This window comes from Clostridium sp. AM29-11AC (genome assembly GCF_003480545.1).
Classification (GTDB): domain Bacteria; phylum Bacillota; class Clostridia; order Lachnospirales; family Lachnospiraceae; genus Otoolea; species Otoolea saccharolyticum_A.
Window position 1 is genome coordinate 172,105 of the sequence record NZ_QUJI01000005.1, and the last position, 13,232, is coordinate 185,336.

The window sequence follows — 13,232 nt, forward strand, 5'->3', positions numbered from 1 at the left end:
CTCCTGATAAACCATTTCCTTATTTACTCAGCTGTCCTGCTGTGTATTTTTCCTCATTCTCCTCAAAGTTCTTTTTCATCCTCCTCAGGCAGTGGGAGAAGGCGGGAATCAGGAAAATATCCGCAAACACCCAGGCAAGGGGACTTCCAAAGCAGGCTGCTATATAGCCGAATACAGGGACCAGGAAAAGTCCCACAAGACCTCTGGCAGCCATCTCGAACACACCTGCCAGAATGGCGAAGGTACTGTAGCCCATCCCCTGAATGGCAAAGCGCACTACATTGACAAAGACGAGAGGTATGTAAAAAGCACTGTTGGCAGTCAGAAACAGGGAGACGCGGCTGATCGTCTCCGTTTCCCCTGCGTCCATAAACAGAAGCGCTATCTTTCCGCTGGACAGAAGCAGCACAAGAAAGGCAGCCGCAGAATAGATACAGCCGATGACAGACGCACTCTTTACTCCCTGTCTGATCCGCTCCAGCTTCTTTGCCCCCACATTCTGTCCCGCATAGGTGGCCATGGTACCGCCCAGGGCATCGAACGGACAGCAGAAAAACAGGCTGACCTTGCTTCCTGCAGCCACCGCCGCCACTGCCATGGAGCCTAAGGTATTCACAGAGGCCTGAAGGATCACGCTTCCAATGGCAGTGATGGAATATTGAAGCCCCATGGGGATTCCCATTTTGCAGAGAATTTTCATAATCTGGCCATCTATCTTCCGCTCGTCCTTCTGAAGCCTCAGAATCTCGAAATGCTTCTTCATATAGAGGAGGCAGAGGACACCGGAGACTCCCTGGGAGATCACCGTCGCCCAGGCAGCCCCGGCAGGACCCATTTTAAGGACAATGATCGTAAACAGATCAAGGACTATATTAATCACGGAGGACAGCAGGAGGAAATAGACCGGTGTGCGGCTGTCCCCCAGAGAGCGGATAATGCCGGCTGTCATATTGTAAAGGTAGGTCACCGGAATTCCCGCAAATATAATAAAGATGTAGCTGTGCGCCTGGTCAATAATGTCCTCCGGCGTCTGCATCCAGAGAAGGATCCTGCGGCAGAGCACGCAGACCGTGACAGCCATTGCTGCAGAAAAAAACAGGGACAGCCAGGCCGCGTTTGCCGCAAACTTTCTAAGCCCTCGATAATCTCCTGCCCCGAATCTCTGGGCCACCGGAATGGCAAATCCGCTGCACACTCCGGTACAGAAGCCGATAATCATAAAATTAATAGAGCCGGTGGAACCAACGGCGGCTAAGGCCTTCACGCCCAGATACTTTCCCACGATAATTGTATCTACCATGCTGTAGAACTGCTGGAACAAAAGTCCCAGAAGCATAGGAACCGCAAATCCCAGAATGAGTTTAAAGGGCGAACCTGTCGTCATATCCCTTATTTCGCTTTTTGCCATGTTCTTCATTTCCTTCCTGTCCGTTTTTCTTCCATAGCGATTATCCCCCGCATTTTGTCCGCCGGCCCGACGCCTGCCGTGATTTTCTATTCACACTTCCCATTTTAAAGGCTTATTTCAAAGGCTTATCTTAAAGGTTTATCTCATAAAGCGCAGAAGCAGCCGCCCCATGGGCATGCTCCTCAGCTCCTTCTCACTGACTGCCCTGGTGACCACAAGCAGCCAGCCGTAGAGAAGGGCCCCGACGCCTGCAGCAGCCAGAACTCCCAGAGTATTGGAGGGCACAAAATGGCAGATTCCCTCATAGACCAGGCGGGCTGCAGCCCCCATAACTGCAGAGCAGGCGAGAGGCAGAAGGAAGGTAGTTTTCACCTCCTGCCTGTACCGGAGCGTCCGGCCGATAGAAACCCAGTTTAAAATGCAGACCGCCAGGGCAAAGGTCACATTTCCTATCACAAGCCCGTATACTCCCCAGTTCAGACGCTCTAACATCACATAGACAAAAACCACATGGATCGCCAGGGAGACGGCCGAGTGGGTCACTGATTTTCTCATCTGGTCAATGCCCTGAAGCACTGCATTCGTCACCGTGGAAAGGGAGAAGAAAATTACGGCACAGGAACCTAACATCAGAAGATCCGAAGTCATTTTTCTGCCGTCTGCGAATACCAGACGCATGATCGGGGAGGAGAGGGCAAACATGCCAGCCGCGCAGGGGATGGCCAAAAGCATATTGAATTTGATGGTCATGTAGATTTTTTCCTTTACCTCCCCGGGCCGCTTCATGACACGGGACGCCACAATGCTCGGGATCATGGACGCTCCCAGAGAGGATGCGATAGCCACAGGCACATTGGTGAGAAGCCTGTATTTTCCGCCGTAGATTCCCAGCAGGGAAAGCCGTTCTGCTTCGCTAAGGCCCTTCCCTCCCATAATAATGCCAAACATGGAATTGTCCACCGAACCGCTCAGCTGGTAGACAAACTGGCTCATAATGATGGGGACAAAGGTCAGAAGCAGAAGCTTCATAATCTCTCCGTATCCGGAAACGTCCTCCCGATCTCCCCTCTCCTTCTGTGCTCCCGATCCCTTGGCCGCTCTCCAGTAGCCTCCGGCATTTCCGTGAGATTTCGCCATCCAGAATGCCAGAATAACGAAAGCAGCCAGCGCTCCCACCAGAGTTCCCAGGGTTCCCCCTGCGGCTCCGCAGGAGGCTGGATTCTCAGTTCCTGCATAGCGGTTCATAAAATCCCAGGAGGCCCAGATACTCACAGCCGCATGCACCACCTGCTCTGCCACCTGGGATACGGAGGTGGGGATCATATTACCGTGGCCCTGGAAGAATCCCCGAAACACTCCCATCACTGCAAAGACGAGAATGGTAGGAGCCATCACGCGCAGCGGCAGGGCGCTTCCCGGACTGTTAAAAATGCCCGAGGCGATCCAGTCTGCACAGAGAATCAGAAATGCGCTCATCACTCCGCCTGCAAACACACCCACAAAGATGCCGCAGCAGAACACACGTCCTGCATCCCGTCTTCTTCCCTCCTGCTCCTTCTTCGCAATCAGCTTTGATACCGCCAAAGGAAGACTGTAGGAGGAAAGGATCAGACCAATATTATAAATTTCGTAGGCGGTATTATAGTATCCAATCCCTTCATCTCCCAGAATCCGTGTCATGGGGATTTTGTAGAGCAGACCAATCAGCCGCACCAGAATCCCTGCGGCTGCCAGAATGCTGCCCTGGAGCAGAAAGTTTCCGACAGCCTGTCCCTTTTTTTCATTCATATGTTTATTCTCCTCTGTTCATTGCCAACTTTTAAAGCACAAAAAGCGCAAAAACCGCCCTTATTTTACTACATCTTACGCAAAATTCCTAGACCATGTTTTAAAATTGAGTTCATTCCCGTAACTTGGGACTGTCTCTATCCGGAGGGAGGCTGTACGGCATCGTCTCTCTATGGAACATTCCCTGTACTCTGCCGGGCAATTATCAGTTAATTTATATCCAGCGGGTTTAAAATTAATACTTCTATATTTTTAAAAATTCTTCTTGTCTTTTGGGCCGCTTTTTCATATGATTAAGTGGGTGTATTTCGACATTTTTCCACCTTTTCGCAGCGGATATTCTGCATGTTTCTGCATCTGAAAACAGCAGGCAGGCTGCAGGGCGGACAAGCGGAAATTCACCTGGATTTTCACTTTAAATGAATATTTCAGGAGGAAAACAGTTATTATGAATGTAACAGACCTACTTGGCCTTCTCGGAGGCCTGGCTCTCTTTCTCTACGGAATGCAGATGATGAGCGCCGGACTGGAAGACGCGGCCGGCAACAGAATGAAACAGATTCTGGAACGCCTTACTGCCAACCGCTTTCTCGGCGTGGCGGTAGGTGCCGGAATCACCGCTGTCATTCAGTCGTCCTCAGCCACTACCGTCATGGTTGTCGGATTTGTAAATTCCGGCATGATGACGCTGAAGCAGGCAGTATGGATTATCATGGGAGCAAACATTGGAACTACCATCACGGGCCAGCTCATTGCCCTCGACGTGGGAGCGCTGGCACCGCTCTTCGCCTTTGTGGGAGTTGTGTTCATTGTATTTGTAAAAAAAGTCATCTTCCACCATTACGGTCAAATCATTGCCGGACTGGGTATCCTGTTCATAGGAATGGAGATGATGAGCTCAGCCATGATGCCTCTTCGCGATTCAGCGGCTTTCGTGGATCTGGTGTCCAACTTCAGCAACCCGTTTATCGGCATACTGGCCGGAGCCGTCTTCACTGCTCTGATCCAGTCCTCCTCCGCTTCCGTAGGTATCCTTCAGGCCTTGGCTGTCAGCGGAGTTATCGGACTTCCAACTGCAGTGTACGTTCTCTTTGGCCAGAACATCGGAACCTGTATTACAGCCGTCCTGGCCTCCATCGGAACCAGCCGGAATGCAAAGCGTACTACTGTGATCCATCTGATGTTTAATATCATCGGAACTGCCCTCTTCACTGCTGTCTGTATGGCCACGCCCCTTACAGCCTTTATGGTGTCGCTGACTCCCGATAACCCTGCGGCTCAGATTGCCAATATGCACACGCTGTTCAACATTGTCACGACACTGCTGCTCCTCCCCTTTGGAACTTACCTGGCAGAGCTGGCCACAAAAATCCTTCCGGATCGTGGAACAGAGGATATAGACATGATGCATCTTGCCTACATACGTCCAATGGAGTCCTCAAAAGATCATCAGATCGGTTCCTCCGCTATTGTAATCGGAAGTGTCCGCCGGGAGCTTGGCCGTATGGCTTCCATGGCTGCCGATAACGTAAGCCGCAGCTTCCAGGCTGTGATCGACGGAACTCCTGACTCACTTCCCCAGGTGGAGGAGACAGAGGAGTACATTGATTTCCTGAACAAGGAGATTTCCAAATACATCTCCCATTCCATTGCCTTTGAGGCCAATGAAAAGGACTCCGCTCTCATCAGCGCTTTCTTCAAGATTTCAGGAAACCTGGAGCGAATCGGCGATCACGCAGTCAATATCTGCGAATACACAAAGCGGATGCAGGAAAAGAGGATTGCCTTCTCCGAACAGGCAAAGAGCGAGATCTCCCAGATGCAGTCTGTCTGCGCCTCTTCCATGAAGCTGCTTCTTTCCATGGAGGAGTTAACCGTATCATCCCTCTCAGAGGTGGCTGCCCTGGAGCAGAAGATTGATGATATGACGGATCTGTTCCGCCAGAACCAGTTTAAGCGTATGCAGAAGGGAACCTGTTCAGACGAGGCATGTATTCTCTATTCCGAAATGCTCACCGACTTTGAGCGAATCGGAGATCACATGCTGAATATCGGACAGGAGCTGGCCCTCTCCTCACCAGAATAAAGGGACGAGGCTGCAGCTCTTTATTATCTCAGAAAGGACTTACATGGAAATACAGAAACGCAAAAATTTCATTATCAATTTTTTATATTTCACTATCATACTTCTGGCCGCCTTCATTCTCATCAAATACGGCCTTCCCATGGTTGCTCCGTTTGCAGCAGGGTTTGTCATCGCCTATCTTCTCCGCACTCCGGTCTGCTTTCTGTCTGAGCGTCTGCGGATGAAAAAGAAGGCTGCGGCAGTCTTCACTGTGCTGGTTTTTTACTGCACGGTCGGCCTTTTGATCTTTCTCATGAGCGTCAAGGCATTTTCGGCTGTAAAGGGTTTTCTGTTTAATCTTCCTGCCCTTTATGCCGCCCATGTGGAGCCGATTTTAAGCGATATCTACAGCGGAATTGAACAGTCCTTTCTCCACATGGATCCTGCGCTCCTGACGGCCCTCGAGGAGTTGATGACTCAGTTTTCCCAGTCTCTCGGACAGATGGTTTCAAGCCTTTCCGGACTTGCCATGGGCTATGTGTCCGGTGTGGCCTCCTCCCTGCCGGGACTTTTTATCAGCCTTTTGCTGTTAATTATTTCCACCTTTTTTATTTCTGCAGACTACGATCGGCTGACCGGTTTCTGTCTGCTTCAGCTGGATGAAAAAAGGCGGGAGATATTTTTGCTCATTAAGGAATATGTGGTGGGAACGCTGTTTGTCTGTATCCGCTCCTATGCTCTGATTATGAGCATTACCTTTCTGGAGCTCTCTATCGGGCTGACTGTGGTGGGAGTGGAAAATTCCATTTTCATCGCCTTCCTGATCGCTATTTTTGATATTCTTCCAGTTCTGGGAACCGGAGGCGTTATGATCCCCTGGATCGTTCTGGAGGCGCTCAAAATGAATTTTTCCATGGCTCTGGCGCTGCTTCTTGTCTACCTCTTCGTCACGGTAGTCAGAAATATCATCGAGCCAAAAATCGTCGGCGCCCAGATTGGGCTTCACCCGGTTGTCACCCTGTCCAGCATGTTTGTAGGCGCGCAGCTTTTCGGTGTTCTGGGCCTGTTCGGTTTCCCTATCTGTCTGTCCCTGCTGCGCTATCTCAATGAAAACGGAGTAATCCGGCTGTTTCGGATGGAGGAAAACACGAACAGCCGCCAGGACAGGGGAAACGTATCTGATAAAAAAATCTGACAGGATCTGATCCACTGCCGGCTGGAGCTGCAGCGCTCCGCCCGGCAGTTTTTTCTGCTTTCTCCCCCCAGCCTGTTCCCCTGTTTAAACCTTTCCTTACTGTTTTTCTTTTTTTGCCCCCTCCCGTCACCTTTCGGTCTTCCGGTGAATATTCTGTTACATAAGAAATCATCGGAGGATTCTGTCCATGAAAGAAGTTCCCTATTCTTTATCCTTAAAAGTTCAGGAAATGGAAGAAGTCGATCCCGACTTCTCTATGCCAGGCGGCTCGTCCATTCCGCCGTTTGACGAAGAGATCGATCCTGGCTTCTCCGTCACACCGGAAGAGCCCACCACACCCTCGACTCCATCTACACCCACTACACCTTCTACGCCCACTACACCTTCTACGCCCACTACACCTTCTACGCCCACCACACCCTCGATGCCTTCTACGCCCAGCATACCCTCGACACCAGTGTATCCTTCTACACCATCCATTCCCTCTACCCCTACTGTTCCCAGCATCCCGTCCACAGGTCAGATTCCCATCTATCCCTGTCTGTTCTGTGGGGGGGATCCCTGGATAGCTGGAGCCATCCGCCTTCTGAATACTGCTGTGGGCTACAACTCTCTGCGCATTTACATCGATGGGATGCTTGCCGCTACTGCTCTGGATTTTGCTCAGCTGACGGGCTACAGACGCATATCCCGCGGCTACCACACCTTCCTGGCTGTCGATGAAGCCCAGAACATAAGCACTTCAAAGTCTATCTACATTGACAGCGGAATGGCCACGATTGCGTTCACAAACGGACCGGCCGGCCTTAACATCCTCTCAATTCCGGATCCGTCCTGCCCGGCTTCATTCCCCGGCGGATGCCTGCGAGTCTGCAATCTGGCCTGGTACAGCGGAAATCTCAACGTATCCGTGGGCAATCTTACCTTCCAGTCCGTCTCCTTCGGTCAGCCCACTTCCTTCAGCAGCCTGAATTCCGGCAGCTATCCGCTTCGGATTTCCCGCTCTGAACGCCCGGGAAATACCCTTATCTCTTCCACCCTGCGCATAACCTCCGGGCGCATTCACACTCTCTATGTCTTTAACTGGAATCCTTCACCAGATACCATCCAGACCCTTCTCACTTCGGACAGGAGAGGATAAGGACCGTCTGCCGTCATAGGGCTGTTCCAAATCATCAGAATTCTGACAAAATGGGGGAGGCAGGGAAGAAAGCTTCTTACCCGGCCTCCCCGGCCGGTCCCTGATTTTCTCTCTGCATGCTGTCAGCTTCTCTTTTTTTCAGGCGTTCCAGCAGGGCGCAGACTGCCCGGACTGCCTTCTCATACACCTTGAAAAACAGCAGGCCAAAGGCAATCCCCAACAAATTGTTTACAATGCGGACAGATACCGCCGCTGAAAGGCCATAGGTGCCGGCTGCCATAAGCAAAGCTCCAAAGCAATTTAAGACAGTCTTGGCAAAATAGCTGGAACAAATCCCCAGGCACAGTCCGGCTGCAGGGCCTACCATGAACAAAAAAGACTCCGGAATGTGCCGGTAAACAGCAGCAAACAGCAGGGAGCCCAGAACAATTCCTCCTGCTCTTTCCGCCAGTCTCCCCCTCAGATTGACCGGATAAGAAGAAAGGAGGGAGGAGCAGGCAAAGCCTGCCCACATAAATCTGTTCAAATTCAGGGCTCTGTTCAACAGAAACAAAAGACTTAATCCAAGAGCCAGCCGAAGCTGCCACTGACATTTTGGATCGTAAATTCTCATGCGGCCGACGACATGCAGAAATGATACATTTTTATGCTTCTTACGGTGCCTGAAGAACAAGATCGCCCCGCATAATCCAAAACCGACAAGTGCCATCATGGCACGGCCGGCAAGAGCAGAGCCCTCGACTGGATTTCCGGCCAGAAAGACATATCCAAACAGATAAAGTCCTCCGTTCCCCATCTCAGGGTATTCACACGTAATCACAAGAATCAGGGAAAGGGATATAAAATGAACTGCAAAGCCTGCCAGAGGGCCTAGGTGCTGGGCATACACCGGAGAGACCGTCAAAATCCCAAAGACTGCTGCCAGATTGATCACGGAATGCTTTGCCTTGTATCCGAAACTGACAAAGCGAATGCTGAGCAGGATGCAGAAAATTATGACAGCCATGGAGCTGTTTTCCTGTCCAAACACTAATGTGAGAAACAAAATAAAGACAATAGCAAAGGCAACAAGCAGCACGTCCCGCACGAGAAGAGCGGTCATAAACCAGAGCCGTTCCCTGCCGTCAGACGCTTTTTTAATCCTGTCTTTCAGTACTGCCGGATCCAGCTGAAGTGCATCATAAAATCTCATTTTCCTCCCCCTTCTCACTGCTTTCTGCCTGTTTTTTCTCCCTTTCCTGTTCTGCCTTCGAAAGAAGCCAGTTGGCTTGTTCAATCAGGGCCAGCAGCTCTCTGGTTTTCTCCCCCATCTCTCTTTCAAGTCGGTACAAAGGTCCCAAAAACAAACCGCAGTCCTTCTTCAGAAGCTCTTCCCCCCTCTCTGTGAGAGTAATCAGGACACTTCTGGCATCAGACAGAAGTTTTTTTCTCCTGATACACCCCTTCGACTCCAGAGAGCGAAGCGTTCGGCTGACTGCTTCAAGCTTCATACCAGTTGCCCTGCTGAGTCTCATAGGTGTTGTCTCACTCTCCAGACTCACCACTGCAAGTACTTCCATCTCCCCCATCGTTAACTCCCTGTTCTGCTGCTGTTTTGTCATATTTCTGGAAAAGCAGTGAATCTGCTGCATCCATTTCCACATCACCCGCCAATCCGGTGAAGCGCTGCGGCCATCCGGACTTTCCACATTGCGTTCTCCTGCGTCCTTCATAATCTTCCCTCCTGGAATCTGTTTTTCTAATTAACGGGATAAATCCCTTTTCTGTCTGCCGACTGCCGACTGATTTATCTGAAGATGCAAACTGCTGTCTCTGCTCTTCACGAAAGGCAATTTCCGCCAGACCATTTAATTAACATTGTTAATTATATTTTTCTTCTCTTGCCCTGTCAACTACATTTTCCTCTGACTTTGGACTGCTCTGACCTTTCTCTTGTGTTGTGTTTTTCTGTCTTTCCAGTCCTTTACCCACTCTTCTCTGCTTTTCCCGGCTTTTCAGAAGCCTCGGGAGCAGAATCAAGTTTCCACCGCAGCTTTTTCAGAACCTGCAGTGTCTGACAGGCTGAAATATTGATATTTATTCCGATTTCCTGTATACTTACAGTCAGCACAGGCTACCTTTAGCTGTGCCCGATAACGAAAATTCATAATTATAACTCTATTAATTTATGGCTTTATGAGAGAAAGAGGAAAATTAAATGAAAAGCAGAAGATTTCTTCATTATTTAACTACGGACAACTCCAGGGGAGGCAACAGGGCTGCCAGACGTTTCGTCTCCGTCTCCGCGGCTCTGGCCATGACGGCGGCTCTGGCCGGCTGCTCTGCATCAGGCTCCCGGAATGCCTCAGAGACCTCAGGCCAGACAGAGGCTGAGAGTGTAAGTGAAGCTTCCTCTGAGCAGAGTCAGGAAACGGAAGTCTCACAGAGCCGTGACCTGATCCGTGTCGGTTCCCTGAAAGGCCCGACTTCCATGGGACTTGTCCACATGATGAATGATGAGAGCCTTTCGGAAACCTATGACTTTACTATGGCAGCCGCGGCTGACGAGCTTTTGGCTTCCATGGTATCCGGAGAGCTGGACATTGCCCTGCTGCCGGCTAACGCGGCCAGTGTTCTCTACAATAAAACGGAGGGCAAAATCCAGGTTATTGATATCAACACCCTGGGCGTCCTGTACCTGGTTTCCGGCGATCCTTCCATCACCTCCTGGGCTGATCTGGCCGGAAAGACTGTCTATCTTACAGGAAAGGGAACTACCCCGGACTATGTTCTCCAGTATCTCTTAAGAGAGCAGGCTGCTGCCAATGGTTTTGATGCCGGCGACGTAAAGCTGGAATACAAGTCAGAGGCTACCGAAATCGCCTCCCTCCTCAGTGAAAATCCAGACGCCGTCGGCCTTCTTCCTCAGCCGTTTGCCACGGTTGCCATGAGCCAGAACGAGGCTCTGAGGCTCGTCTTTGACATGACCTCAGAGTGGGATAAGGTCCAGGGTGAGGGCGGCAGCCGGCTGGTGACAGGGGTCACTGTGGTGAGCGACAGTCTGATTGAGACAAACCCGGAGGCTGTCGCAGAATTTCTGGATGCCCACGAGGAATCTGCCGCACTGGCTTTGTCGGAGCCTGATGAAACGGCAGCCCTCGTCGTCAAGGAGGGTATCATCGAGAAAGAGCCTGTGGCCAAAAAAGCCCTTCCCTACTGCAGTATTGTGTATATTGAGGGCGAGGAGATGAAATCCGCCCTGTCCGGTTATCTGGAGGTTCTCTTTGAGCAGGATCCAAAATCTGTCGGCGGCGCGCTTCCAGGCGATGATTTCTACTATCTGGCCCAGTAAGCGGGAGGTGAACGCGGTGACTTTTTCTGGCCGCAGCGAAACGGGAAGGCCCAGACTTCGCCGTGCCGCTGTCATCTTATTCTGGATCTCGCTGTGGCAGGCAGCCGCGGTCCTTATAGGAAATTCCATCATATTTGTAGGGCCTCTTGATGTGGTGCGGGCGCTTTTCCTCCAGCTTCCCACGGAAGAATTCTGGCTCTCTTTGAGCTTTTCCGTTCTCCGGATTACGGCAGGCTTTCTGCTGGCTTTTTTTCTGGCTGCCATTGCCGGCACCGCCTCTTTTTTCCTGCCTGTCCTGAAGGAATTCCTGGCCCCTGCAGTCCTGCTCATGAAATCCATCCCCGTAGCCTCCTTTGTCATTCTGGCTCTCATCTGGATTGGCTCGGAAAATCTTTCTGTGTTTATCTCCTTTATGGTGGTATTTCCCATGATTTACGAGTCCACCCTCTCCGGCCTATCGAGGGCAGATGCGCAGCTTCTGGAAATGGCCTGTGTGTTCCGCATTTCCGGCCTCAGGAAGTTTCGCGCTATCTATCTTCCTGCCCTTCTTCCCTATCTGGCCGGAAGCTGCCGTTTTGCCCTGGGCATGGGGATCAAATCCGGGGTAGCCGCCGAGGTAATCGGCCTCCCCAGCTTCTCCATCGGAGAGCAGCTCTACACCTCAAAAATATACCTTGAGACAGCGAATCTCTTTGCGTGGACCCTTGTCATCATCGCAGTTACAGCCCTCCTGGAACGACTGTTTCTGCTGCTGATGAACTGTCTGCTGAAAATGCAGGGAAAATAGGCTGGGAGAACAGGCCTTGAGAAACCATATATCTTTTAGGAAAGCAGGAAATTTTATGTCAGTGAAGCAACTCTTACCCGGGCAGCTCCCATTCAGTGAGGGCTCTGCCGATTCTGAAAACGCCTCTCAGCGCGAAAACTGTATTTCTGTAAGCGGGCTTTTTAAATCCTACGGAGAGCTTTCTGTGCTTTCCGCTCTCTCTTTTTCTGTGGAAGTCGGGGAGATCTGCTGCCTGATGGGGCCCTCGGGTTCCGGCAAAACCACCCTGTTTCGCATCCTCATGGGACTTGAAGAGGCAGACAGCGGAAGAATCTCTGTGCCGGCGCGGCTGGGAGCCGTCTTCCAGGAAAACCGCCTCATCGAGCATCTCTCCCCCATTGAAAATGTACGTCTTGTCATGGCTCCGGGCCCGAAGGCAGAACAAAAAAAGCAGATTGCTTCTGCACTCTGTGAGATTCTTCCAGCTGAGTGTCTCGGCCGCCCTGCCCACACCCTGAGCGGAGGCATGAAGCGGCGTCTGGCGGCGGCCCGCGCCCTGCTCTCCGACTGTGATGCCCTTATCATGGACGAACCCTTTTCCGGCCTTGACGGGGACACCAAGCATCAGGTTATCCGCTTTATCGAAAAATACAGAAACAGCCGACCTCTCCTTCTGTCCACCCACACTCCTGAGGATGCCGCTCTGCTGCATGCCAGAGTTCTGTCCTTTTAGCAGACGGATCTCTCCGGAAGAGAAGGAAGAAAGAAAACACAGGTTTAAAAATGGGGAACCGGAGCCACTGGCTGTCCGCTTCCCCATTTTTCTCTCTTATATTCCCAGCTGTTCTCTCAGCCTTTCCACATTCCCGTCTGCATAGCAGTATCCATCCATGCCGCAGGCTTCTGCACCTCTAATATTTTCTTCCAGGTCGTCAATGAAGAAGGATTCCTCAGGCCGTATCCCGAATTTTTCAAACAGCCTTTCATAGATCTCCCTTTCTGGCTTCAGACAATGCTCCTCGGCAGAAATGAGAACGCCGTCCATCAGCCCGATACCGGGAACCTCGTTTCGAAATTCGCGAAACCGAAGGGATATATTGGAGCAGATATACGTCCTGTAACCTTTTTTCTTCAGATCCCGGACAACCTCCTCCATTCCAGGCTTGGGGCTGATATTGTACTGGTGCCAATGTGCCATGCACTGTTCTGCCATATCTCTCATATGTTCATCCGGCATGCGCCCTTTCATCCTCTCCACAGCCTCTTCCTCTGAAATAGCGCCGCGGTCCAGCAAAAGCCACTCTTCCGATTCAAACACATTTTTTCTGAGCAGCTCTGTCTCCTGAGGGTCAGCCATGAAATGTCTGGCCACTCCAAGAGGATCATAGTCCAGCAGCACCTTTCCCATATCAAACACGATGTTTTTAATCTTTTTTCCTACCATAAGCTCTACCTCCTGCCAGAAGACCGATGCCTGATGATTCCGGTTTCGCTCTTCCATTTTTTCTTATTTTCTGCTTCGTTTCAGCTCTTTCTCT

At 51.1% G+C, this 13,232-nt stretch carries 11 protein-coding genes; 6 read left to right on the forward strand and 5 right to left on the reverse strand.

The genetic code is table 11. The features are described from left to right. Positions 1 to 19: 19 nt before the first annotated feature. Both DW757_RS06000 and DW757_RS06005 read right to left on the reverse strand, forming a co-directional pair. Entirely contained in the window at positions 20 to 1,408 is a 1,389-nt protein-coding gene (locus tag DW757_RS06000; RefSeq protein ID WP_118751285.1) for an MATE family efflux transporter, read from the reverse strand. Positions 1,409 to 1,546: 138 nt separating this feature from the next. Further along, positions 1,547 to 3,196: a polysaccharide biosynthesis protein gene (locus DW757_RS06005; protein WP_021965838.1), complete on the reverse strand. Its 1,650-nt coding sequence runs from the start codon at positions 3,194 to 3,196 to the stop codon at positions 1,547 to 1,549. A gap of 448 nt (positions 3,197 to 3,644) precedes the next feature. Between DW757_RS06005 and DW757_RS06010 the strand changes: the two genes are divergently transcribed. The 3 genes from DW757_RS06010 to DW757_RS06020 all read left to right on the forward strand — a co-directional run bounded on the left by DW757_RS06010 (position 3,645) and on the right by DW757_RS06020 (position 7,597). Then, on the forward strand, positions 3,645 to 5,282 hold the full coding sequence (locus tag DW757_RS06010; protein WP_015574457.1) for a Na/Pi cotransporter family protein: 1,638 nt from the start codon (positions 3,645 to 3,647) through the stop codon (positions 5,280 to 5,282). 43 nt (positions 5,283 to 5,325) lie between these two features. Then, the gene (gene ytvI, locus DW757_RS06015; protein WP_118751246.1) at positions 5,326 to 6,456 is read left to right on the forward strand and encodes a sporulation integral membrane protein YtvI; all 1,131 of its coding nucleotides are present in this window, start codon (positions 5,326 to 5,328) and stop codon (positions 6,454 to 6,456) included. Between the two features lie 187 nt (positions 6,457 to 6,643). Then, positions 6,644 to 7,597, forward strand: coding sequence for a DUF4397 domain-containing protein (locus DW757_RS06020; protein ID WP_118751247.1), 954 nt, complete (start codon positions 6,644 to 6,646; stop codon positions 7,595 to 7,597). A gap of 76 nt (positions 7,598 to 7,673) precedes the next feature. Here the strand turns inward: DW757_RS06020 and DW757_RS06025 are convergent, their stop codons facing one another. Both DW757_RS06025 and DW757_RS06030 read right to left on the reverse strand, forming a co-directional pair. After that, complete coding sequence (locus DW757_RS06025) at positions 7,674 to 8,789, reverse strand: FUSC family protein (protein WP_118751248.1); 1,116 nt, start codon at positions 8,787 to 8,789, stop codon at positions 7,674 to 7,676. Next, positions 8,776 to 9,309: a MarR family transcriptional regulator gene (locus DW757_RS06030; protein ID WP_118751249.1), complete on the reverse strand. Its 534-nt coding sequence runs from the start codon at positions 9,307 to 9,309 to the stop codon at positions 8,776 to 8,778. Before DW757_RS06030 ends, DW757_RS06025 begins: the two co-directional genes overlap by 14 nt. A gap of 485 nt (positions 9,310 to 9,794) precedes the next feature. Between DW757_RS06030 and DW757_RS06035 the strand changes: the two genes are divergently transcribed. From DW757_RS06035 to DW757_RS06045, 3 genes are read left to right on the forward strand one after another with little or no spacing between them, the layout of a single operon-like run. After that, positions 9,795 to 10,928 carry an ABC transporter substrate-binding protein gene (locus DW757_RS06035; protein ID WP_118751250.1) on the forward strand — a complete coding sequence of 378 codons (1,134 nt, stop codon included), beginning with the start codon at positions 9,795 to 9,797 and terminating at the stop codon, positions 10,926 to 10,928. Continuing rightward, a complete protein-coding gene (locus DW757_RS06040; protein WP_118751251.1) occupies positions 10,903 to 11,715 on the forward strand; it encodes an ABC transporter permease subunit in 813 nt (270 codons plus the stop codon). Before DW757_RS06035 ends, DW757_RS06040 begins: the two co-directional genes overlap by 26 nt. 55 nt (positions 11,716 to 11,770) lie before the next feature. Further along, positions 11,771 to 12,427, forward strand: coding sequence for an ABC transporter ATP-binding protein (locus DW757_RS06045; protein ID WP_087383942.1), 657 nt, complete (start codon positions 11,771 to 11,773; stop codon positions 12,425 to 12,427). A gap of 96 nt (positions 12,428 to 12,523) precedes the next feature. On the opposite strand, the gene DW757_RS06050 is transcribed toward DW757_RS06045, so the two are convergent. Next, positions 12,524 to 13,138 (reverse strand): HAD family phosphatase, encoded by a 615-nt coding sequence (locus tag DW757_RS06050; protein WP_015574453.1) that lies wholly within the window; start codon positions 13,136 to 13,138, stop codon positions 12,524 to 12,526. Between the last annotated feature and the right edge of the window lie 94 nt (positions 13,139 to 13,232).